The organism is Pseudomonas sp. KBN12P06040 (assembly GCF_037574965.1).
Classification (GTDB): Bacteria; Pseudomonadota; Gammaproteobacteria; order Pseudomonadales; family Pseudomonadaceae; genus Pseudomonas; species Pseudomonas aeruginosa.
On the sequence record NZ_JBBELS010000001.1, the window covers coordinates 4,518,907 to 4,540,420 of the forward strand.

The window sequence follows — 21,514 nt, forward strand, 5'->3', positions numbered from 1 at the left end:
GTATAGTCACCTATCGCGAGGTGTCGATATGAACCTCACCAGCTACGACTACGTGATCGTTGGCGCCGGCTCCGCCGGGTGCGCTCTCGCTTATCGCCTGGGCGAAGATCCGCAAGTGAGTGTCCTAGTGCTCGAGGCTGGTGGCCAGGACCACTCACCCTATATCAAGGTACCGCTGACCTGGGGCGTGATCCTCAAGAACAGGCTGTTCGACTGGGGATACTTCACCGAGCCAGAAGCTAGCATGCAGGCCCGCCGGATCGAATGCGCCCGCGGCAAGGTGGTTGGCGGATCCTCATCGATCAACGGCATGGCCTATGCTCGGGGAGCTCGCGAGGACTATGACGGCTGGGCCAATGAGCTGGGCATTGAGGGCTGGGCTTACGACGATGTGCTGCCCTATTTCAAGCGCAGCGAAAGCTGGGAAGGTGGCGAAAGCGCCTTGCGCGGAGGCAGCGGTCCGCTGACGGTTGGACGGCTCGACTACCAAGACCCCTTGATCGATGGATTCCTAGCCGCGACACGAGCCTGCGGCTATCCCGAAAATCCGGACTACAACGGAGCTTCAAACGAAGGTTTCGGACCGATGCAGGCCACCATTCGTAATGGCCTTCGCTGCAGCGCGGCAGTAGCCTACCTGCGCCCGGCCCTAGCCCGTGGCAATGTCACCCTGGTGACTGGCGCCCTGGCCAGGCGCATCATGTTCGACAACGACCAATCCACGCCGCGTGCCGTCGCGGTCGAATATGCCCGCAACGGCGAGCTACATCACGCAGAGGCCCGCCGGGAGGTCATACTCTGCGGTGGGGTAATCAATTCGCCACAATTGCTGATGCTGTCGGGCATCGGCCCTGCCGGACATGTGCAGGCGCATGGTATCGAAAGCTTGGTAGACCTGCAGGGTGTGGGCAACAACCTGCACGACCATATTGTCTTCGATCTCCGCTGGCGGCGGCGCACTCCCGGTCCCTTACACCGAATGATGCGCGCCGACCGAATTGTCCTAGATGTCCTGCGTACACTGCTTGGCGGCAATGGCTTCTCCAGTCGCATACCCGCGGCGGCGGTTGGGCTTGTTCGCAGCCACGCCGACCTCGCGCATCCCGACGTACAACTGATCCTGGCCGCCGGACCGATGAACGCCGCGCCCTATCTTGAACCATTCAAGCGGCCCTACAGCGATGCCTTCGCCATCAAAGGTGTGTACCTGACTCCTGAAAGCCGCGGTCAGGTCACACTGCAATCGGCGGACCCCGAGCAACCTGCCTGTATCCGTCAGCATTTCCTAACCAGGGAGAACGACTGCATCGCGGTACGCCAGATGTTCAGGCGCATGCGCGAGATCGGCGCACAGCCGGGTCTGGAGGCCTTCATCGCCGAAGAGCTCGCACCTGGTCTCAGGGTCCAAAGCGACGCCGAGGTCGACGCCTTCATCCGCAGCCAAGCCATCACCCTGCATCACCCGGTCGGCACCTGCCGAATGGGGCCTGACGAAGATCCGCAAGCGGTGCTCGACAATCAGATGCGTGTGCGAGGCGTGAGGGCGTTGCGAGTCGTTGATGGCTCTGCCATCCCGCGCATCATCCGGGGCCCGACCAACGCGCTGATCATGATGATGGCTGAACGCGCTGCCGATTTCATTACGGGCAAGGCCTCGCCCCGCAAACAGCGGCCGGCCAGTTCCCCGCTCACCCCGCGCCAGCCTGCCGGGAGGCTGCAATGACCCACATCTACAATCATTCCCATGGCGCACGCATCGTCCAGCATGACCGCAACGTCTTCCGTATCGGCCTGGGCGAGGTTGAGGTGATTCGCTTGTACGACACTTCGCTGTTGGGCGAAACCGCACAAAGCTGGCTGCCGAATTTCGACCGCCAGCGCGTGGCTGCCCATGAGCACTGGTTGGCACCAACTCATTACGATCCGGAAAGCGGTCGCATTCCGATGCCGGTGCACAGCTGGATCGTACGCACCGGCCGCCACACTGTGTTGATCGACAGTTGCATCGGCAATCACAAGGAGCGCCCCGGTTTGCCGGAAATGCACCATCTGTGCACACGCTACCTGGACAGGATGCGAGCCCTGGGCATCCAGCCTCAGGACATCGATTACGTTATGTGCAGCCACCTGCACGCCGATCATGTCGGTTGGAACACCCAACTGGTCAACGGCGTCTGGGTACCGACCTTTCCCAAAGCCCGCTATGTGATCTCACAGGTCGAGTACGACCATTTGCTGCGCGCCGTACGCGGCGAAGGTGCCCCCGGCCCTGCCTGGTTCGCGCCCATGTACAACGACAGTGTTTTGCCTGTGATCGAGGCAGGCCAGAGTGTGATGTTCGCCGACACTTATGAACTGGACGACACCTTTCTCATCCGCCATGCACCGGGCCATTCGCCCGGGCATGTGCGGATCGAACTGTCCTCCCGAGGCGCACGCGGCGTATTTAGCGGCGACATGCTGCACTCTCCGATCCAAATTCCATTCTGGCAGTGGAGCAGCAAGGTTTGCGAAGACCCTGCGCTGGCCGCGCGCAGTCGCTACGACCTGCTGTCGTTTTGCGAACAGCACGGCGCACTCCTCTTGCCCGGGCATTTCGAGGCCCCTCACGCCGGTCATATCGTCGATGACGCCGGCACCTTCGGCATCAGATTCTTGTCCTGATGCCCGATTTCTACCGCCCCACTCATCAGGAGGAGTTTTCATGAGCAACGATTGCGCTCGCACCGCCTTCTATCAGCGCCTTGCCAGCCAGGCGCTGGTTCCCCTCTGGGAACAATTGCACAACCTGGTCCCGCACCAACCCAACAGCGACTGCCAGCCGGCCCTGTGGCGCTACGGCGACATTCGTCCGCACCTCATGGAGGCCGGCCAGTTGATCAGCGCTGAAGAGGCCGTGCGTCGCGTTCTGGTGCTGGAGAACCCGGGCCTACGTGGGCAGGCGGCAATCACCACTAGTCTGTATGCCGGCCTGCAACTGATAATGCCAGGCGAACTTGCCCCCAACCACCGCCACAGCCAGTCGGCGCTACGCTTCGTGGTGGAAGGCCAAGGCGCCTACACTGCCGTGGATGGAGAGCGAGTGACCATGGCGCCGGGCGACTTCATCATCACACCGTCCTGGGCATGGCATGCCCATGGCAACCCCGGACAAGCCCTGGGCGGCGAAGCGGTAGTCTGGCTCGACTGCCTGGACATTCCCCTGGTGCGCTCGCTCGACTGCGGTTTCGCGCAGAGCCCTCTCGATGCCGAACAGCCCGTCACGCGTCCCGAGGGGGTCAGCCAAGCGCGCTATGGTGCCAACATGCTTCCGCTTCGTCACCAAGTGTGCGGTGCAACGTCGCCGCTGTTCCACTATCCCTACGAACGCAGCCGCGAAGCCCTGGACAGCCTGCTGCGCCAATCCGAACCGGACGATTGGGACGGCCTGAAGCTGCGGTACGTCAATCCGGCCACCGGTGGCTGGGCAATGCCGACCATCGGCACCTGCATGCAGTTGCTGCCACGTGGTTTCAACGGCAAGACCTACCGGACCAGCGACGCCACAGTGTTCTCGGTGGTGGAAGGCCACGGGCGGGCCGTCATTGCGGGCCAGAATTTTGATTTTGCTCCCAAGGACACCTTCGTAGTGCCCAGTTGGGCTTCGCTGAGCCTGCAGGCCGAGCAGGAATGCGTGCTGTTCAGTTGCTCTGATCGCCCGGTGCAGCAGGTGCTTGGCCTGCTGCGGGAATCCCGCGAAAACCGTTAGCCCCAGTTGACGTTGTCATGACCTATCTGTTCGCTCTCGAACCATCCACTACGCTAGCGCCGGCATGCCCGTAGGAGAGCGAGCCTGTGCTGCCCCGCCAGTCAGTGAGCGGCGCCGTGGCAGAAGTCCAAGCGCACATGAGCAAGATGGGTAAGCAACGCGCTGCGCAAGGGCTGCAAGCTGAAGTGCTTACCCACGGTGGTGACGTTATTCGATCACTGCATGGTCCAGGAAGTGTTTCAGCGTACCGCACCCGAGTGTCAGGCCAATTTCATTCCCATAGGACAAAAGCAAGACAGGTGAGGAGACTCCACGATGAATGCACCCCAAAAACGACAATCGATCATCATCGTCGGCGGTGGCATAGGCGGACTGGCCGCCGCCCAGGCCCTGACCCAGCAAGGCCTGGAGGTACTGTTGCTGGAGCAAGCCGGAGAAATCGGTGAAATCGGCGCGGGCATACAACTGGGCCCGAACGCCTACTCGGCGCTAGACGCACTGGGGGTGGGCGATACCGCAAGGGCACGCTCGGTATTTACAGAAAATTTGATCATGATGGATGCTATAGATGCCCGGGAAGTGGCGCGCATAGATGTCGGCGAGGCCTTTCGCAAGCGCTTCGGCAACCCCTACGGGGTGATCCATCGCGCCGACATCCACCGCTCGATCCTCGAGGCCGTGCAGAAGAACCCGCTGATCCGCTTCCAGACCTCTACCCGTATCGAAACTCTCGTGGCGGACGCTACAGGGGTTTCGCTGAGCGACAGCCGCGGCAATCGCTACCGGGCCGACGCTGTGATCGGCTGCGACGGAGTCAAGTCGGTCATCCGCCAGACACTGCTGGGCGATGACGTCCGCGTCACCGGTCATGTGGTCTACCGGGCGGTCATCGAACGGGCGGACATGCCCGAAGACCTTCAAGTCAATGCGCCGATGCTCTGGGCCGGCCCTCGGTGCCACCTAGTGCATTATCCACTACGCGGCGGCCAGCAATATAACCTGGTGGTGACATTTCATAGTCGTCGCGAGGAACGCTGGGGCGTCAGCGACGGCAGTAAGGAGGAAGTGCTGTCGTACTTCGACGGTATCCACGAGCGTCCGCGACAACTGCTCGACCGCCCCACCTCCTGGCGCCGCTGGGCGACCGCTGATCGCGACCCAGTCGACCGCTGGGGCGAAGGCAGTGTCACCTTGCTGGGCGACGCGGCTCACCCCATGACTCAGTACCTGGCACAGGGCGCCTGCATGGCGTTGGAGGATGCGGTAGTGCTTGGACAGGCGGTGAAGGCCTGCAACCACGATCTGGTGGCCGCCATGCGGCTCTATGAGCAAGTACGCATACCCCGCACAGCACGTGTACTGTGGTCCGCCCGCGAAATGGGCCGTCTTTATCACGCCAAAGGCGTGGAGCGACAGGTCCGCAATCAGCTATGGCAAGGACGCGACCAGGACCGGTTCCATGATGCACTCCATTGGCTGTACGGATGGCAGGCTTCCAACTGCTTGCAGCCGTTGGAGCTGGCTACCTCTGTGAAACTAAGCTAACCAACGATGGGAGCCTGTTCTAAGAGCCCGACAATAACTGCTGAGCCAGGTCATGCCGGCCCAGCATGTGGTACAAGCGATGTGCCTGGCTACTGACCGTGCCAGCATAAAACGCCCGCAACAACACGAATCGCAGGCCGCCGGACTCCAATAGCCACTGGCTAATCTGGGCTGGATAAGGCTGTCCTGCGTCGTTAGGCAAACGTATCGTAAGTCATGCTCGGTTTATAAACTTCCCATGCTGTTCTCCATGACACAGTATCCCCTGATATCAACCCCAGGACGTACTAACTAGGAAGCGGTACTAAAACTGGGGGCAGGTCACCCCAGCATAGAGATGGCACATCGCCAAAAAAATACCCCTTCCCCGCTACCGTTGTTTTCTCGTTGTTGCCAGCCCCTGATCTGGCGGAAAAGCCCGCTCCATGAATCGTCATGGAGCCTCCCATGTTTCAACTCCTTTCCTGGATATCCAGGAAGCCGTCCCCCACCCCACCAACCAAAGCTGCCCCAGGGGGATTCCTCCCTCCTCTGAGCAGCATGGAACTGCTCGGCACGCCTCGGCGCCGGCAGCTACTGGAGAACATCTGGCAACGTGCCTCGCTATCCAAGCAGCAATTCGAGGAGATCTACCGGCGGCCACTGGCCAACTATGCAGAGCTGGTCCAGCAGCTCCCTGCTTCGGAAAACCATCACCATGCTCATCCAGGCGGGATGATCGATCACGGCCTGGAGATCGTGGCCTACGCACTCAAGGTACGGCAGACCTACCTGCTCCCGATCGGCGCAGCGCCGGAGTCACAGTCAGCCCAGGCTGAAGCCTGGTCGGCCGCCGCGGCGTATGGCGCCCTGGCTCACGACATAGGCAAGATCGTCGTCGACCTGCAGGTTGAGCTACAGGACGGCAGCACCTGGCACCCTTGGAACGGACCGATCAACCAGCCATACCGCTTCAAGTACGTGAAGCCCCGCGAGTACCAGCTCCACAGCGCTGCCTCAGCACTCCTCATCCACCAACTGTTACCGCGCACTGCACTCGATTGGCTCAGTCGCTTTCCAGAGCTGTGGGCTCAATTGATCTACCTGTTCGCAGGGCAGTACGAGCACGCTGGGATCCTCGGCGAGATCATCGTGAAGGCAGACCAGGCCTCAGTCGCGCAGGAGCTGGGGGGTAATCCGGATCGAGCGCTGGCTGCACCGAAGCAGTCGCTGCAGCGGCAGTTGGCAGACGGCCTTCGCTACCTGGTGAAGGACAAGTTCAAGCTGAATCAACCTGGCGGCCCGTCCGATGGATGGCTGACCCAGGACGCACTCTGGCTGGTGAGCAAGCCTGCGGCCGATCAGTTGAGGGCCTACCTACTGGCTCAGGGAATCGAAGGGGTCCCCTCCTCCAACAGCACGCTCTTCAACATGCTTCAGGACCAAGCCGTCATTCAGACGAACGCCGAAGACAAGGCCATCTGGACGGCCACGATAGACAATGGTGCTGGGTGGAGAAACAAGTTCACGCTCCTCAAGATCGCTCCAGCCTTGATTTGGGCTGACCCTGCCGAGCGGCCTGATTCCTACAGCGGATCACTCGTCATTGAAGAGGGCAACGCCTCCCCTGAAAAGCCGGAAACGACCTGCGAAATCCCCAACGATCCGATTGAACAGCAGCAAGCACCAGAAACCAAGATGACGCTCCGCCAACCTTCGCCGAGCGTTGCGAAACCGTCAAAGGAGATACGGGCGATTGCGAACCCGTCAATTGATGATCAGGAAGAAACGGACGACTTATACGCGCTTCTTGGTAATATCACTTCGCCACCAAGCGGGCTAGACACTACTAGCCACGCCTCACCGGCTGCTTCTCCTACGAACACTCGCGGGGAGGAGAACCTGCAGCAGCCACTAGGGAACAAGGAGCCAATAGATTGCGCTCCTGAAGCAATTGAAGACGTATTTATGCCTAGCAGAAGCACTGATCTGGGACAGGGATTCGTTGACTGGATGAAATCTGGCATCACGGCCCGTCGCCTGTTCATCAACGACACCAAGGCTTTGGTGCATACCGTCGACGGGACCGCCATGCTGGTCACGCCAGGAATCTTCAAGCGTTATGTCCAGGAGCATCCGGAGGTTGAAAAGCTGGCCCAGGCCAAGGAGACCGCCGGCTGGAAGCTGGTGCAGCGCGCGTTCGAGAAACAGGGTCTTCACCGAAAGACCAGTAAGAATCTGAACATCTGGACCATCAAGGTTTCTGGTCCTCGCAAGACGAAGGAGCTCAAGGCTTACCTGCTCCAGGATCCCAAACTGCTGTTCCCTGTGCAGCCTCTGGACAACCCAAGCCTCACGGTCATCACCGATGCCGAAGGAGGTGTGGAATGACGCCGCAGCAGCTCACCGAGGAGTACATCTTCGCGCACGATCTCCGAGAAGCCAGCGCGAAGATCTACCGCGCCGCGACCAAGGCGCTGCTCAAGCACTTCGGCCCTACGGCAACCGTACAGGAGGTGGACCACAGGTCTGTGCTGGGATGGCGGCGCAAGGTCCTGGAACAAGGCCTGTCGAAGAGGAGCTGGAACACGTATTCGAATCATCTGCGAACGATCTGGGGGTATGCCATCGAGCACGAGCTGGTGACGCACTCCCAAGTCAACCCGTTCAGAAAGACCACCGTCATCCCCCCCAGGCGAGCAAGCAAAACCGTCGCAGCCGAAGCCATCCTGCGCGCCCGCAATTGGCTCAACATGCAGGTCGGCGCCGAGCGCTGCACCGGCGATCGCGCACGCATCACTCCCGCCTGGTTCTGGCTTTGCACGTTTGAGGTCTTCTACTACACCGGCATCCGGTTGAACGCGCTGCTGTGCATCCGCAAGCGCGACATCGACTGGGATAATCAACTGATCCTCATCCGCGGCGAGACAGAGAAAACTCATAAAGAGTTCGTAGTGCCAATAACGGAGGGGCTTGTGCCTCACCTATCGCGGCTCCTGCAGGAGGCCGATAGAGCCGGATTCGCCGATGACGACCAGTTGTTCAACGTCAACCGGTTCTCACCGCATTACAAGAGCAAGACGATGAACTCCGACCAGGTCGAGGCCATGTACCGGAAGTTGACCGAGAAGGTTGGGGTGCGGATGACCCCGCACCGTTTCCGGCACACCCTGGCCACCGACTTGATGAAGGCACCCGAGCGGAACATCCATCTCACGAAGTGCCTGCTCAACCACTCGAATATCCAGACCACGATGAGCTACATCGAGGCCGACTACGACCACATGCGTGCCGTGCTGCATGCTAGAAGCCTGGCCCAAGGCGCGCTGGAGAACGTCAGAAAGGTGGATTACAGCGGCTCCCCGCAAGCCTCTGCCAAACCGAAGCCATGCGGGCAACCTCTCGCTCGAGTGGGTGAAGTGCCGCCACCTGAGGCCAGGACAGAACCGTCAGAACCAAGGGAGCACACACAAGAGACAGGCATTCAGGGAGGTCCAACCGTGCGGGAAGAAGCGCTACCACAGCCACCTGACACCTTCGACCAAAGCGTGCTGTTCACTCTAATGGCTCAACACTTATCGAACCGTGCCGCCTCGGCATCCGCGGCTCCCGCTGCAACAAGCGGATCTGGTGGATGGGGATCTACTGCCCGAAGCAGTCTCGCCTAGCGATACCGGTACTGAAGGACCGGCTACCGGACGAAAGGTAGCCGCGCCTCCCAGCAGTTCGCTAGGCCTGTAGGAAAAATCTGGAATTACCGAGAGCGCCTAGATTCCAGCGCCGGCATGCTGGCAGAGCCCCGCAGTTTCAAGGCCAACACCGCAGTACCCTCTGTAATCGCTGATTACGTCGAGGGCGCATTGCTACGCCTGCAGAATGGTTTCAGGGCCTTAGAAACAGAAAAGCCCACCTAAATAGGCGGGCTATTCCATATTGACATCACGTCAATGCGGGCCTAATGTTCGGCCCAGACGGCTGCTGGACAAGTAAAAGGTGCAACACCCCTTCCTAGGCCTGTGCAACTCGCCCCTCTCAAAATGGTGGGTCGTGTAGGATTCGAACCTACGACCAATTGGTTAAAAGCCAACTGCTCTACCGACTGAGCTAACGACCCAACGCGAGGCGTATAATACTGATTTCTAACGTAAAAACAACACCTCTCGCGAATTTTTTTCAGAAATATGGCGTCGGGTCGGAAATACCAGCCGCCGCGAAGCCATCCGCACGCAGCCGGCAGCTATCGCATTTGCCGCACGCACGTCCCTGCTCATCGGCTTGATAACAGGACACCGTCAGGCCGTAATCCACCCCGCGCGCCACGCCCGCCTGGATGATCTGCGCCTTGGACAGATACTGCAGCGGCGCCTGGATGCGGAAGCCATTGCCTTCCACGCCCGCCTTGGTTGCCAGGTTCGCCATGCGTTCGAAAGCCTCGACGAACTCAGGGCGACAATCCGGATAACCAGAGTAATCCACCGCATTCACACCGATGAAGATGTCACGGGCATCCAGGACCTCGGCCCAGCCCAGGGCGAGCGAGAGGAACACCGTATTGCGCGCCGGCACGTAAGTCACCGGTATACCTGCGCTAGGCGACTCGGGCACCGCGATGCTCTCGTCGGTCAATGCCGAGCCGCCCATGCCATTGAGGTCGAGCCCTATCACCTTGTGCTCGATCACGCCCAATTGCCGGGCCACGCGCTCGGCGGCCTGCAGCTCGGCGCGATGGCGCTGGCCGTAGTCGAAACTCATGGTGTAGCAGGCGTAGCCGTCGGCCTTGGCCATGGCGACAACGGTGGCGGAGTCGAGGCCGCCGGAGAGCAGGATGACCGCTTTCTTCTGGTTCATGATGGATTCCTCGTCTCAATGGCCAGGTTCGTCGTTCCAGAGAATCTTGTGCAGTTGCAATTGCAGGCGGACCGGCAGGTTGTCGGCCACGATCCAATCGGCCAGTTCGCGCGCGCTGACCTGATAGTGGCTCGGCGAGAACAGGACTTCACCGGCACGCTGGTCGAGGCGGTACTCGATCAGCTTGGATACCGCCCAGTCGTAGTCCTCTCGCGAACAGACGACAAACTTCACCTGATCGTTGTCGGTCAGCAACGGGATATTTTCGTATCGGTTGCGTCCGACCTCGCCAGATCCCGGCGTCTTGAGGTCGAGAACCTTGCTTACGCGCGGGTCGACCCGTGACACATCGAGGGCCCCGCTGGTTTCCAGGGAAACCTCGTAGCCGGCGTCGCAAAGCCGCTCCAGCAGAGAAATGCAATTCGGCTGGGCCAGCGGCTCCCCGCCGGTCACGCAGATGTAGCGAGGCTTGTAGGTGGCAACCCGCTCGAGAATAGCGTCCAGGCTAACGACGTCGCCGCCGCTGAAGGCATAGGCGGTATCGCAATAGTGACAGCGCAGGGGGCAGCCGGTCAGGCGCACGAAGACCGTCGGCAAGCCGGCGGTACGTGTTTCCCCCTGCAACGAGTAGAAAATCTCGGTGATGCGCAGGGTCTGTTGCATATTCAGCCACGGGCGTGACGACTGAACAGGTCGTCCGCCTCCGTTGCGGTAAATGAAGGGGCGCCACGGAACGTATCCTGTCGTGGCACTCGAAATCCCGGAAGGTCTCGCGAGGAGAGGCACGAAGATCAGCCGAGCTGAAACCATGCAGCTTCACGGGGGCGCCGATTCTAACGAAAAAACCCGCGACAGGCGCGGGTTTGTTCATCGGGAACGGGGTCAGCGAAGGTTCTTCAGGTCGCGCTGCGCCAGTTGGGCGGCCGAAGTGCCCGGGTACTGGGAAATGACCTGCTGGAGGATGCCCTTGGCCTTGTCGTTGTTACCCAGGCGACGCTCGACGTCCGCCAGCTTGTACAGCGAGTCGGGCACCTTCTGGCTGCTGGGGTAGCTCTGGCTGACCCGCGCGAAAGCCTGGCCGGCACCTTGCAGGTCGCCCTTGGCCAGGTTCACCTCGCCGAGCCAGTACTGGGCGTTGCCGGAGTACTGGCTGTTCGGGTACTTGCGCAAGAAGGCATTGAACGCCTGGCTCGCCTTGTCGAAATCCTTGCTCTTTATCAGGTCGAAGGCCGCGTCGTAGTAGAGCTTCTCCTTCGCCGGGTCGCCCGGCTCGCTACTCGGCGCCGGTGCGTTGTTGCCTGCGGGAGCCGCAGGCGCCCCATTGGCATTGATGGCGCCAGCAGGTGCGGAATTCTGTGCAGCGGGAGCGCCACCACCGGAAATCCGACGGTCGAGGTCCTGGTAGCGTTCCAGGCTTTCCTGCTTGAGCTGCTGGATCTGGTTCTGCTGTTCCTCGAGCGTGCCACGCAGGCGAGCCAACTCGTCCTGCATCTGCTGGAGCTGCATGAACAGTTCGCCCTGCACGGAGGTGGGGGTTGTCACCCCACCTCCGGCAAAGGCGCCGCCGGCACCTGCCGTGCCATACCCGGAAGGAGGAACGTTGCCGCCATTGTTGGCGGCAACGCCGTCATACACAGGAACTTCCGCCCAGGCCGCTAATGGCAGGCTGAGCGCGAGGAACGTCAGGACACGCAGGTGCTTGGGCATAACGACTTCTTACTTCTTCAGCTCGACGCGACGGTTCTGAGCCCAGGACTGCTCGTCGTGGCCGGTAGCGACCGGACGCTCTTTACCATAGGAAACCAGTTCCAGCTGGGCCGGCGAAACGCCCTGCAGCACCAGGTAGCGCTGAACGGCCTTGGCACGACGCTCGCCCAGAGCCATGTTGTACTCGCGGGTGCCGCGTTCGTCGGTGTGGCCTTCCAGCACTACGCGCTGACCGCTGCCTTTCAGGTCTTTCGCGTGTACGTCCAGAGCGCGCATGGCTTCCGGCTTCAGGTCGGAGCTGTCGTACTCGAAGTAGAAGGTGGTGATCGCACGCAGAGCGGCTTCGTCGCTCAGGCTGCCGTCAACGGCACCGCTGTTGGCGCCATAGCCTGCGTTCGGGTCGACGCCGCCATTGGCACCTTCACCGGAAGCATCGCCGCCCTTGGAGGAGCAACCCACAGCCACAGCCATGGCCAGAGCCAGCGCAGCAAATTTGCCGAATTTCAGCATTTCCATCATGTAACTCCTAATGAACCCCAGTGTATAAGTTTGTAACCGTTGGCGACCGTCAGTTCAGGTAAGGGGACCAGGAAGGCTCGCGCACATCGCCCTGAGCGGTAGGGAGAGGTATCCGTACGCGTCCGTTGATGGATACGAGCATCAGCACGCCCCGGTCCTGCTGGCGGGTGGCGTAGATTAGCATGGTGCCATTGGGCGCAACAGTGGGCGAATCGTCCAGAGTGGTGTTCGACAGCACCCGCAGATTGCCGCGCTGGAGGTCCTGGGCGGCGATCTGGAAGTTGGTGTAGCCCTGCTGGCGGTGGACCATTACCAGGGTCTTCTCGTCGGCCGAGAGTTTCGGGTTGGCGTTGTAGTTGCCGATGAAGGTTACCCGGTCCACGGCACCGCTGTTCACGTTCATCTTGTAGATCTGCGGCTTGCCGCCACGGTCCGAGGTGAAGTACAGGGTAGAGCCGTCCTTGCCCCAGAAGGGTTCGGTATCGATCGCCAGGTTGTTGGTCAGGCGGCGCAGGGCGCGGCTGCCAAGGTCCATGACGTAGATTTCCGGGTTGCCGTCGCGCGACAGGACGAAGGCCAGGCGGTTGCCGTCAGGGGAGAATGCCGGAGCGCCATTCAGGCCCTCGAAATTGGTGATCTGCTCACGACGGCCAGTATCGACGTACTGGATGAAGATACGCGGGCGCTTCTGTTCGAAGGAGACATAGGCGATACGGCGGCCATCGGGCGAGAAGCGCGGCGACACGATGGGCTCGCGCGACTGCAGCAGGGTCACCGGGCGGGCGCCGTCGTAGTCGGAGCGCTGCAAGGTGTAGCGGGTGTTGTCGACCGAGAAACGCTCGGCGGTGACATAGAGCATCTTGGTGGAGAACGCGCCCTTGATACCGGTGAGCTTCTCGAACGACTGGTCGGCGATGTAGTGCGACATGTCGCGGAGCTGATCGGTGCTGCCGGTCACGCTGCCGGTCAGGACCTGCTGCTCGGTGCCGACATCGAACAATGCGTACTGCACCTGCAGGCGTCCGCCGGCAGGCACGATGTTGCCGACCATCACGTAGTTGACGCCAACTGCCTTCCAGTCACGGAAGATCACTTCGCTGGCCTGCGCCGGCTGGCTGATCATGTTCTGCCGGGGCAGCGGCTCGAAGTAGCCGGAGTTGCGCAGGTCGTTGCCGATGATATTGGACATGTCTTCCGGCAACACGTTGCCCCCCTGGAAGCCGAACGGCACCACGGCGATGGGAATGGCACGGTCGTTACCGCTGGAGATCACCAGCGGGTCGGCAGCCTGCGCAGCACCTGCCACCAGGGCCAGGGCGAACAGCGCAATGCGAATCAGGGTACTCACAGACTCAAATCCTCCGGTTTAAAGATGATGCGGCGCTGACGATACAGGCTGTCGAAGGTAGCCCGCGGCAATTGCTGCATATCGGGAATACGGCCGACGTTGCGCACCGCCGCCACCGCCGAACTGTCGAAAGGCTTGTCGCCACTCGAACGGCTGACGCTGGCATTGGTGATGGTACCGTCCGGCAGCATTTCGATCAGTACTTCTACGCTCATTCCATTACGCGCCGATGGAGGACGCCGCCACTGCTGGCTCACCAGGTTGACGATCAGGTCGTCGAGACTGCCGGTGACCTCGCTGCCCACCTCGTCGGCCAGGGCCTGCTGGCGCTCGGTCGTATCCGAAAGCAACTCGGCCAACGCCTGCGCCTTCTTGTCCTCGGCAGCCTTGCGCGCTGCCGCGGCAGCGGCGGCGGCCTTTTTCTTGGCGGCCTCGACGGCGGCTTTCTTCTTCGCCGCTTCCGCAGCAGCCTTCTTCTTGGCCTCCTCGGCCGTTTTCTTCTTCGCGTCCTCGGCTGCCTTTTTCTTGGCGTCGTCAGCGGCCTTTTTCTTGGCCTCGTCCTCGGCGCGCTTCTTGGCTATGTCAGCCTGCTTCTTCTGTTCGGCGGCCTTGGCCTCGGCAGCTTTCTTGGCTTCATCGGCCTTCTTCGCCTCGGCGGCTTTCTGGGCCTCGGCCTTTCGAGCCTCGTCAGCCTTCTTTTGTTCCGCCGCTTTCGCAGCAGCGACCTGCTGCTGTTCCAGCTTTTGTTGCTCGAGTTTCTGCTGCTCGAGCTTCTTCTGTTCGAGCTGCTCGACTTCGTATTGCTTGGAGGCGGTCTTCTTCGCCTCGCCAGCGATCTTCTGGTTGGTCTGGGTCGTCGCCTGGCTCTTCGACTTGAGCTGGTAGAGCGTGGCCTGCACGATCGGCTTGGAGGGAGGAAGCTCCGGAGCAAACGCCCAGCTGACGAACAGCATGGCGAAGATCAGAACGTGCAGGACCACCGCCAGGACGACGGGCCAGAAATAACTCTCGGAAGGCGAGCGCTCGAACTGTTGCTTCAAGATCAGGGGGCCTCGGTAATCAACCCGACGTTGGGCACACCGGCCTGCTGCAAGGCACCCATGGCGCCAACCACCGCACCATAGTTCACCGCCTTGTCGCCGCGGATGAATACCTGGGTGTCCGGACGGGCACTCATGATCTTGGTGACTGCATCGGTCATCTGTTCCAACGACACGGCACTATCGGTCTGTTTTTCAGTATCCACTTCGCTGCCGACGTTCCAGTAATAGGAACCGTCGGCCTTCACCGAAAGGGTCAGGACCTGCTTGTTGTTGTCCTGAGGCAACGCCTCGCTGGACACCTTCGGCAGGTCGACCTTGACCCCCTGGTTGAGCATCGGTGCGGTCACCATGAAAATCACCAGCAGTACCAGCATCACGTCGATGTAAGGCACCACGTTCATTTCCGCGACCGGCTTGCGCTTGTGACGAACCCTTGCCATATCGGCTTACCTCTCAGTCGTCTTAGTCGTCGCTGGTGTGCACCTTGCGGTGCAGGATGGCCTGGAACTCGTCGGCGAAGGTGTAGTAACGACCGATCAGCATCTCAGAACGTGCGGAGAAGCGGTTGTAGGCGATGACCGCGGGGATCGCGGCGAACAGGCCGATGGCGGTGGCGATCAGCGCTTCGGCGATACCCGGGGCGACGGTGGCCAGGGTAGCCTGCTGCACGGTGGCCAGGCCACGGAAGGAATTCATGATACCCCAGACGGTACCGAACAGGCCGACGTACGGGCTGGTGGAGCCGACGGTTGCCAGGAACGGCAGGCTGGCCTCGAGTTTCTCCTCCTCACGGGAGATGGCCACACGCATGGCGCGCGCCACGCCCTCCATCACCGCATCGGGATCGACGCCGGGCTGCTGGCGCAGACGGGAAAACTCCTTGAAGCCGGCACGGAAGATCTGCTCGACGCCGGAGTCCGGGTCCGGATTGCTACCGGCCTGGCGGTACAGCTTGGACAGGTCGATGCCCGACCAGAAGCGTTCTTCGAAGGCATCCAGTGCCTTCTTGGCGGCGCGCATGGCGTTACCGCGCTGGAAAATCATGATCCAGGATGTGACCGAGGCGGCCACGAGGGTCAGCATGACCAGCTGCACCACGATACTGGCGTTGCTGATCAGGCTCCACATGGAGGTATGGTCGACGACGTTCGGTTCCACTTTAATCTCCTGCTGAAAAAGAATCCGGGCTTCCGGCAAAAGCCGCACGCAACGTTTCGGGGATAGCACGTGGCTTCAGGGTGTCCGCTCGCACGCACGCCACCAGGAACCGCCCCTCGCAGAGCAGGACGGAGTCCGACGCTCGACGAACCTGTTGACGAAACTTCAGGCTCGCCCGGTTCAACTCCTCGACCTCGGCGCTGACAAGCAGTTCATCGTCGAGCTTGGCCGGGGCGTGGTAACGCGCCTCGGCGGAGTGCACGACGAACAGCAGATTGTCGCCGACCAGTTGCGATTGGGCGAACCCCAAAGCTCGCAGCCGCTCGGTCCGAGCCCGTTCCATGAACTTGAGATAGTTGACGTAATAGACGATGCCGCCGGCATCCGTGTCCTCGTAATAGACCCGGAAACGCTGCTGGAACGGCTTTCCCCCGTGTTGCGCGCGCATACTCTAGAACCAAGTCCCGGCTTTGCCAATCGGCAATCGCCCACAAATGCAATTAATTACCATCTTCAGACGTGAACAGATCCGTCGTCACCCCCGGCCCCAACCTTTTCGGAATATTCAGGCCAAAGTGCAGGTACGCATGGCGTGTTACCACGCGCCCCCGCGGTGTCCGCATGATGTAGCCCTGCTGGATCAGATAGGGCTCCAGTACATCTTCGATCGTGTGCCGCTCCTCGCTCAACGCCGCAGCCAAGTTGTCGATTCCTACAGGCCCGCCATCGAACTTGTCGATCATGGTCAGCAACAGACGACGGTCGAGGTGGTCGAAGCCACGCTCGTCGACATCGAGCAGGTTCAATGCCTTGTCGGCGATCACCCGGGTAATGTCGCCCTGCCCCCGGACCTCGGCGAAGTCGCGTACCCGGCGCAGCAGGCGATTGGCGATTCGCGGCGTACCGCGGGCGCGCTTGGCGATTTCCGCCGCGCCCTGCGGCTCGATCTCCAGGCCGAGAATGCCGGCCGACCGACTGACGATGGTCGCCAGGTCCTCGACGTTGTAGAACTCCAGGCGCTGGACGATACCGAAGCGATCGCGCAGTGGATTAGTCAGCATGCCGGCACGAGTGGTCGCGCCGACCAGGGTGAACGGCGGCAGGTCCAGCTTGATGGAGCGGGCCGCGGGCCCTTCGCCGATCATGATGTCCAACTGGAAATCTTCCATGGCCGGATACAGCACTTCTTCGACGATGGGCGAAAGACGGTGGATCTCGTCGACGAACAGGACGTCGCCGGCTTCCAGGTTGGTCAGCAACGCGGCGAGATCGCCGGGACGCTCGAGCACCGGCCCGGAAGTACTCTTGATGGAAACGCCCATTTCCTGGGCGATGATATTCGCCAGGGTCGTCTTGCCCAGCCCCGGCGGACCGAAGATCAGCGTATGGTCGAGCGCCTCCTGGCGGCCGCGCGCGGCATGGATGAACAGCTCCATCTGCTCGCGCACGCTGGGCTGGCCGATGTAGTCGGCCAGCTTCAGCGGGCGAATGGCGCGGTCCAGCTGCTCATCGCGTTCGCGACCGGAAACGGCGGATATGAGGCGATCAGGCTCGATCATCGGGCGCCACCTAGACCATGCCCTTCAGGGCCTGGCGGATCATTTCTTCGCTGGACAAATCCTCTCCCGGTACGGCTGCGACGGCACGACTGGCTTCCTGTGGCTTGAAGCCGAGGGCGATCAGCGCGCTGACTGCATCGGCCTCGGCGCTTGAGACTGTAGCGCTGGCACGGGGTTCCATCACCAACGGTGCAATCGTGGGCATGTTTTCCCAAGCCTTGAAGCGGTCCTTCAACTCCACCAGCAGGCGCTCGGCGGTCTTCTTGCCAACACCGGGGATCTTCACCAGGGTGGAGGTGTCCTGTGCCTGGACGCAACGCACCAGTTCGTCCACTTCCAGGCCCGACATCAGCGCCAGGGCCAGTTTCGGACCCACGCCGTTGAGTCGGATCAGCTCACGGAACAGCTCTCGCTCGCGCTTTTCGGCGAAGCCATAGAGCAAGTGCGCATCCTCACGCACAACCAGATGGGTATGCAAGGTCACCGGCTCGCCTACCGAAGGCAACCGATAGAGGGTCGTCATCGGCACTTCCACTTCATAGCCGACGCCATTCACATCGAGGATCAGGTGCGGCGGCTGTTTCTCCGCCAGGGTGCCACGCAAGCGTCCGATCACGAAGAGCTTTCCTTATTCAAAGACGCAGGCGCCCGCCACGTCGGCGTGCGCCCACCAGGCCATGGGGGACCAGACTCTGTTGGGTATGGGCATGACACAGGGCGATGGCCAGGGCGTCGGAGGCATCGATCTGCGGTTTCTGGGTCAGCTTCAACAGATGCATGACCATCATCTGCACCTGCTGCTTGTCTGCACCGCCGGTCCCCACGACTGCCTGCTTGACCTGCGAGGCGGTGTACTCCGCCACGCTCAACCCCTCCTCCATCGCCGCGACGATGGCCGCCCCCCGCGCCTGCCCCAGCTTCAGGGCCGAATCGGCGTTGCGCGCCATGAACACCTGCTCGATGCTCAGGGCCGTCGGGCCATGGGTGCGGATCACCTCGCGGACGCTGCGAAACACCACGTGCAGACGCTCGTGCAAGGGGCCATTACCGGTCCGTATACATCCAGACGCCACGTATTCGCAACCGCGCGCCGTTTCCCGCACCACGCCGAAGCCGGTGATGCGCGAGCCCGGGTCAATCCCTAGAATCAAAGTCATAAGCTGGATACTAAAAGCCGGAAGCGGGGTTCGAACGCATCAAGCGTACCCCACTTCCGGCTTCGCGTTATCGCTCCGATCGGCTCAGCCGAGCTGCGCCATCACGTCGTCCGGGATATCGGCATTGGAATAGACGTTCTGCACGTCGTCCAGATCCTCGAGCATGTCGATCAGCTTGAGCACCTTCTGCGCGGTTTCCAGGTCCAGGGTCGCGGTGGTCGAAGGGATCATGGTGACTTCGGCTTCGTCGCCCTTGAATCCGGCGGCGGCCAGCGCCTCGTTCACCGAAATGAAGTCGGCGAAGGTGGTGAACACGTCGATGGAGCCATCGTCGTTGACTACCACGTCATCGGCGCCGGCCTCCAGGGCCGCGTCCATCAGCGCCTCCTCGTCCACGCCGGGAGCGAAGCTGATCTGTCCCTTGCGTTCGAACATGTAGGCGACCGAACCATCGGTGCCCAGGTTGCCGCCACACTTGCTGAAGGCATGACGCACTTCGGCAGCGGTACGGTTGCGGTTGTCGGTCATCGCCTCGACGATGATCGCTACGCCGCTCGGCGCATAGCCTTCATAGGAAAGCTCGACCATGTTGTCGGCATCGTTGGAGCCGACGCCGCGTGCAATGGCACGATCGATGGTATCGCGGGTCATGTTGGCGGTCAGCGCCTTGTCCACGGCCAGGCGCAGACGCGGGTTGTCCGCCGGTACGCCGCCGCCCTGCCTTGCAGCGACGGTCAGCTCACGGATCAGCTTGGTGAATATCTTGCCTTTCTTGGCATCTTGCCGCTCTTTGCGGTGCTTGATGTTGGCCCATTTAGAATGACCAGCCATAACTCACTCCGTATTGCTCTCTCGGCAGGAGGCGCCGCAAGCGGCGCCACCGCGGGTTGATTCGAATCACTCGGCCTTCGGCTGCTCGCGCAGGCGAATGTGCAGCTCGCGCAGGGCCTTGCCGTCCACGGAACCCGGTGCCTGGGTCATGACGTCGCCAGCGCTCTGGGTCTTCGGGAAGGCGATCACTTCGCGGATCGACGATGCACCGGTCATCAGCATGACCAGGCGATCCAGGCCGAAGGCCAGGCCGCCATGCGGCGGCGCACCGTACTTGAGCGCGTCGAGCAGGAAGCCGAACTTCTCTTCCTGCTCCGCCTCGTCGATGCCCAGCACGCGGAACACCGCCTGCTGCATGGACTTGTCGTGGATGCGGATGGAACCGCCACCCAACTCGGTGCCGTTGAGCACCATGTCGTAGGCGCGGGAAAGCGCCGCGCCCGGATTGGCCTCAAGCTCGGCCGGGGTGCACTTGGGCGAGGTGAACGGGTGGTGCAGCGCGGACAACGAGCCGTCGTCGTTCTCCTCGAACATCGGGAAGTCCACGACCCACATGGGCGCCCACTCCCGGGTGAGCAGCTTGAGGTCATGGCCGACCTTGATACGCAGCGCGCCCAGGGCATCGCAAACGATCTTGGCCTTGTCGGCGCCGAAGAACACGATGTCCCCGTCGACCGCGCCAACGCGATCGAGGATCACGTTCAGGTTGGCCTCGGGGATGAACTTCACGATCGGCGACTGCAGACCTTCCACGCCCTTGGCGCGCTCGTTGACCTTGATGTAGGCCAGGCCCTTGGCACCATAGATGCCGACGAACTTGGTGTAGTCGTCGATCTGGCTGCGCGGCATGGAGGCGGCGCCCGGTACACGCAGGGCGGCGACACGCCCCTTCGGATCGTTGGCCGGACCGGAGAAGACCTTGAACTCCACTTCCTTCAACTGGTCGGCGACGTCCACCAACTCCAGCGGGATGCGCAGGTCGGGCTTGTCCGAACCGTAGCGGCGCATGGCCTCTTCGAACGGCATGTGCGGGAACTCGTCGAACTCGACGTCCAGCACTTCCTTGAACAGCTGGCGCACCATCTTCTCGGTGATGCCGATGATGTCGCTCTCGTCGAGGAAGCTGGTCTCGATGTCGATCTGGGTGAATTCCGGCTGGCGGTCGGCACGCAGGTCCTCGTCACGGAAGCACTTGGCGATCTGGTAGTAGCGATCAAAGCCGGCGACCATCAGCAGTTGCTTGAACAGCTGCGGCGACTGCGGCAGGGCGAAGAAGTGTCCCGGGTAGGTACGGCTCGGCACCAGGTAGTCGCGCGCGCCTTCCGGCGTCGGCCGGCCGAGGATCGGGGTCTCGACGTCGAGGAAGCCGTTGTCGTCCAGGTAGCGGCGAATGCTGCTGGTGATGCGCGCGCGCAGCTTCAGCTTGGCAGCCATCTCCGGACGACGCAGGTCGATGAAGCGGTAGCGCAGGCGGGTTTCCTCGCCCACATCGGAATATTCATCCAACGGGAACGGCGGAGTCTCGGCCTGGTTCAGCACTTCCAGTTCGTAGCCCAGTACCTCGATGGAGCCAGACGCCATGTTCGGGTTGCGCGCGCCTTCAGGGCGCAGGCGCACCTTGCCGGTGATCTTCACCACGAACTCGCTGCGCACCCGGTCGGCCTTGGCGAAGGTTTCCGCACGGTCCGGATCGAACACCACCTGGGCCAGCCCCTCGCGATCGCGCACATCGAGGAAGATCACTCCACCATGGTCGCGGCGGCGGTGAACCCAACCGCAAAGGGTGACTTCCTGGCCGTCCAGGCTCTCGTTCAGTTGGCCGCAATAGTGGCTGCGCATCATGGTGTGGTTCGCTTCTCGTAAGTCTTGGATTCTGTGGAGCCGCCGGCTGCCTGGCGACCATTGCCGGGCTCTCGCCGGCCCTGACCGAGCACCGGAACCATCGGTACGCCCCCGGAAGGACATCTCCCGCGCTGCCCGGTGAACGGCAACGGCGAAGCACCCGCATCCGGGCCCACTTCGCATTGAAGGCGGGGATTATAGCCTGAAAAATCCATGGCTTGCAGCCAGCC

20 protein-coding genes and 1 tRNA gene are annotated in these 21,514 nt (G+C 61.7%); 6 read left to right on the forward strand and 15 right to left on the reverse strand.

Features of this window, described 5'->3' with window-relative positions; translation table 11 throughout:
• Positions 1-28: 28 nt before the first annotated feature.
• The 6 genes from VQ067_RS21220 to VQ067_RS21245 all read left to right on the forward strand — a co-directional run bounded on the left by VQ067_RS21220 (position 29) and on the right by VQ067_RS21245 (position 8,940).
• Positions 29-1,723, forward strand: a complete 1,695-nt coding sequence (locus VQ067_RS21220) for a GMC family oxidoreductase (RefSeq protein WP_033991233.1) — start codon at positions 29-31, stop codon at positions 1,721-1,723.
• On the forward strand, positions 1,720-2,664 hold the full coding sequence (locus VQ067_RS21225) for an MBL fold metallo-hydrolase (protein WP_023124018.1): 945 nt from the start codon (positions 1,720-1,722) through the stop codon (positions 2,662-2,664). Before VQ067_RS21220 ends, VQ067_RS21225 begins: the two co-directional genes overlap by 4 nt.
• A 40-nt stretch (positions 2,665-2,704) precedes the next feature.
• Entirely contained in the window at positions 2,705-3,748 is a 1,044-nt protein-coding gene (gene gtdA, locus VQ067_RS21230; protein ID WP_023124019.1) for a gentisate 1,2-dioxygenase, read from the forward strand.
• Positions 3,749-4,063: 315 nt separating this feature from the next.
• On the forward strand, positions 4,064-5,293 hold the full coding sequence (locus tag VQ067_RS21235) for a 3-hydroxybenzoate 6-monooxygenase (protein WP_023124020.1): 1,230 nt from the start codon (positions 4,064-4,066) through the stop codon (positions 5,291-5,293).
• Positions 5,294-5,740: 447 nt separating this feature from the next.
• Complete coding sequence (mobH, locus tag VQ067_RS21240; RefSeq protein WP_263889519.1) at positions 5,741-7,663, forward strand: MobH family relaxase; 1,923 nt, start codon at positions 5,741-5,743, stop codon at positions 7,661-7,663.
• On the forward strand, positions 7,660-8,940 hold the full coding sequence (locus VQ067_RS21245; RefSeq protein ID WP_263889520.1) for a site-specific integrase: 1,281 nt from the start codon (positions 7,660-7,662) through the stop codon (positions 8,938-8,940). The genes mobH and VQ067_RS21245 overlap by 4 nt, the downstream gene beginning before the upstream one ends.
• Before the next feature lie 370 nt (positions 8,941-9,310).
• On the opposite strand, the gene VQ067_RS21250 is transcribed toward VQ067_RS21245, so the two are convergent.
• From VQ067_RS21250 to aspS, 15 genes are all read right to left on the reverse strand, one after another.
• Positions 9,311-9,386, reverse strand: a tRNA-Lys gene (locus VQ067_RS21250).
• Positions 9,387-9,445: 59 nt separating this feature from the next.
• On the reverse strand, positions 9,446-10,120 hold the full coding sequence (gene queC, locus VQ067_RS21255; protein ID WP_003086132.1) for a 7-cyano-7-deazaguanine synthase QueC: 675 nt from the start codon (positions 10,118-10,120) through the stop codon (positions 9,446-9,448).
• Positions 10,121-10,135: 15 nt separating this feature from the next.
• A complete protein-coding gene (gene queE / locus VQ067_RS21260) occupies positions 10,136-10,783 on the reverse strand; it encodes a 7-carboxy-7-deazaguanine synthase QueE (RefSeq protein ID WP_003086131.1) in 648 nt (215 codons plus the stop codon).
• A 219-nt stretch (positions 10,784-11,002) separates the two neighbouring features.
• Positions 11,003-11,827, reverse strand: a complete 825-nt coding sequence (gene ybgF, locus VQ067_RS21265) for a tol-pal system protein YbgF (protein WP_003120698.1) — start codon at positions 11,825-11,827, stop codon at positions 11,003-11,005.
• Between the two features lie 9 nt (positions 11,828-11,836).
• A complete protein-coding gene (gene pal, locus VQ067_RS21270; protein WP_003111417.1) occupies positions 11,837-12,343 on the reverse strand; it encodes a peptidoglycan-associated lipoprotein Pal in 507 nt (168 codons plus the stop codon).
• 52 nt (positions 12,344-12,395) lie between these two features.
• Complete coding sequence (tolB, locus tag VQ067_RS21275; RefSeq protein WP_003086128.1) at positions 12,396-13,694, reverse strand: Tol-Pal system beta propeller repeat protein TolB; 1,299 nt, start codon at positions 13,692-13,694, stop codon at positions 12,396-12,398.
• Positions 13,691-14,734, reverse strand: coding sequence for a cell envelope integrity protein TolA (gene tolA, locus VQ067_RS21280; RefSeq protein ID WP_033991237.1), 1,044 nt, complete (start codon positions 14,732-14,734; stop codon positions 13,691-13,693). The genes tolB and tolA overlap by 4 nt, the downstream gene beginning before the upstream one ends.
• Positions 14,735-14,736: 2 nt before the next feature.
• Complete coding sequence (tolR, locus tag VQ067_RS21285; RefSeq protein ID WP_003086126.1) at positions 14,737-15,177, reverse strand: protein TolR; 441 nt, start codon at positions 15,175-15,177, stop codon at positions 14,737-14,739.
• A gap of 22 nt (positions 15,178-15,199) precedes the next feature.
• Entirely contained in the window at positions 15,200-15,895 is a 696-nt protein-coding gene (gene tolQ, locus VQ067_RS21290; protein ID WP_003086125.1) for a protein TolQ, read from the reverse strand.
• Between the two features lies 1 nt (position 15,896).
• Positions 15,897-16,343 (reverse strand): tol-pal system-associated acyl-CoA thioesterase, encoded by a 447-nt coding sequence (ybgC, locus tag VQ067_RS21295; protein WP_003086124.1) that lies wholly within the window; start codon positions 16,341-16,343, stop codon positions 15,897-15,899.
• A gap of 52 nt (positions 16,344-16,395) precedes the next feature.
• On the reverse strand, positions 16,396-17,454 hold the full coding sequence (gene ruvB / locus VQ067_RS21300) for a Holliday junction branch migration DNA helicase RuvB (RefSeq protein WP_003086123.1): 1,059 nt from the start codon (positions 17,452-17,454) through the stop codon (positions 16,396-16,398).
• A gap of 10 nt (positions 17,455-17,464) precedes the next feature.
• Positions 17,465-18,070: a Holliday junction branch migration protein RuvA gene (gene ruvA / locus VQ067_RS21305; RefSeq protein WP_003086122.1), complete on the reverse strand. Its 606-nt coding sequence runs from the start codon at positions 18,068-18,070 to the stop codon at positions 17,465-17,467.
• Positions 18,071-18,086: 16 nt separating this feature from the next.
• Positions 18,087-18,611 (reverse strand): crossover junction endodeoxyribonuclease RuvC, encoded by a 525-nt coding sequence (ruvC, locus tag VQ067_RS21310; RefSeq protein WP_003112575.1) that lies wholly within the window; start codon positions 18,609-18,611, stop codon positions 18,087-18,089.
• 84 nt (positions 18,612-18,695) lie between these two features.
• On the reverse strand, positions 18,696-19,442 hold the full coding sequence (locus VQ067_RS21315; RefSeq protein ID WP_003086107.1) for a YebC/PmpR family DNA-binding transcriptional regulator: 747 nt from the start codon (positions 19,440-19,442) through the stop codon (positions 18,696-18,698).
• Positions 19,443-19,508: 66 nt separating this feature from the next.
• On the reverse strand, positions 19,509-21,284 hold the full coding sequence (gene aspS / locus VQ067_RS21320; RefSeq protein ID WP_003123218.1) for an aspartate--tRNA ligase: 1,776 nt from the start codon (positions 21,282-21,284) through the stop codon (positions 19,509-19,511).
• Positions 21,285-21,514: the final 230 nt, after the last annotated feature.

What these genes read in the sequence shown, in the direction of transcription:
- VQ067_RS21220 (WP_033991233.1), top strand. Translation starts at nt 29, where the DNA reads ATGAACCTCACCAGCTACGACTACGTGATCGTTGGCGCCGGCTCCGCC.
- VQ067_RS21225 (WP_023124018.1), top strand. Translation starts at nt 1,720, where the DNA reads ATGACCCACATCTACAATCATTCCCATGGCGCACGCATCGTCCAGCAT.
- gtdA (WP_023124019.1), top strand. Translation starts at nt 2,705, where the DNA reads ATGAGCAACGATTGCGCTCGCACCGCCTTCTATCAGCGCCTTGCCAGC.
- VQ067_RS21235 (WP_023124020.1), top strand. Translation starts at nt 4,064, where the DNA reads ATGAATGCACCCCAAAAACGACAATCGATCATCATCGTCGGCGGTGGC.
- mobH (WP_263889519.1), top strand. Translation starts at nt 5,741, where the DNA reads ATGTTTCAACTCCTTTCCTGGATATCCAGGAAGCCGTCCCCCACCCCA.
- VQ067_RS21245 (WP_263889520.1), top strand. Translation starts at nt 7,660, where the DNA reads ATGACGCCGCAGCAGCTCACCGAGGAGTACATCTTCGCGCACGATCTC.
- queC (WP_003086132.1), bottom strand. Translation starts at nt 10,120, where the DNA reads ATGAACCAGAAGAAAGCGGTCATCCTGCTCTCCGGCGGCCTCGACTCC.
- queE (WP_003086131.1), bottom strand. Translation starts at nt 10,783, where the DNA reads ATGCAACAGACCCTGCGCATCACCGAGATTTTCTACTCGTTGCAGGGG.
- ybgF (WP_003120698.1), bottom strand. Translation starts at nt 11,827, where the DNA reads ATGCCCAAGCACCTGCGTGTCCTGACGTTCCTCGCGCTCAGCCTGCCA.
- pal (WP_003111417.1), bottom strand. Translation starts at nt 12,343, where the DNA reads ATGGAAATGCTGAAATTCGGCAAATTTGCTGCGCTGGCTCTGGCCATG.
- tolR (WP_003086126.1), bottom strand. Translation starts at nt 15,177, where the DNA reads ATGGCAAGGGTTCGTCACAAGCGCAAGCCGGTCGCGGAAATGAACGTG.
- ybgC (WP_003086124.1), bottom strand. Translation starts at nt 16,343, where the DNA reads ATGCGCGCGCAACACGGGGGAAAGCCGTTCCAGCAGCGTTTCCGGGTC.
- ruvB (WP_003086123.1), bottom strand. Translation starts at nt 17,454, where the DNA reads ATGATCGAGCCTGATCGCCTCATATCCGCCGTTTCCGGTCGCGAACGC.
- ruvC (WP_003112575.1), bottom strand. Translation starts at nt 18,611, where the DNA reads ATGACTTTGATTCTAGGGATTGACCCGGGCTCGCGCATCACCGGCTTC.
- VQ067_RS21315 (WP_003086107.1), bottom strand. Translation starts at nt 19,442, where the DNA reads ATGGCTGGTCATTCTAAATGGGCCAACATCAAGCACCGCAAAGAGCGG.
- aspS (WP_003123218.1), bottom strand. Translation starts at nt 21,284, where the DNA reads ATGATGCGCAGCCACTATTGCGGCCAACTGAACGAGAGCCTGGACGGC.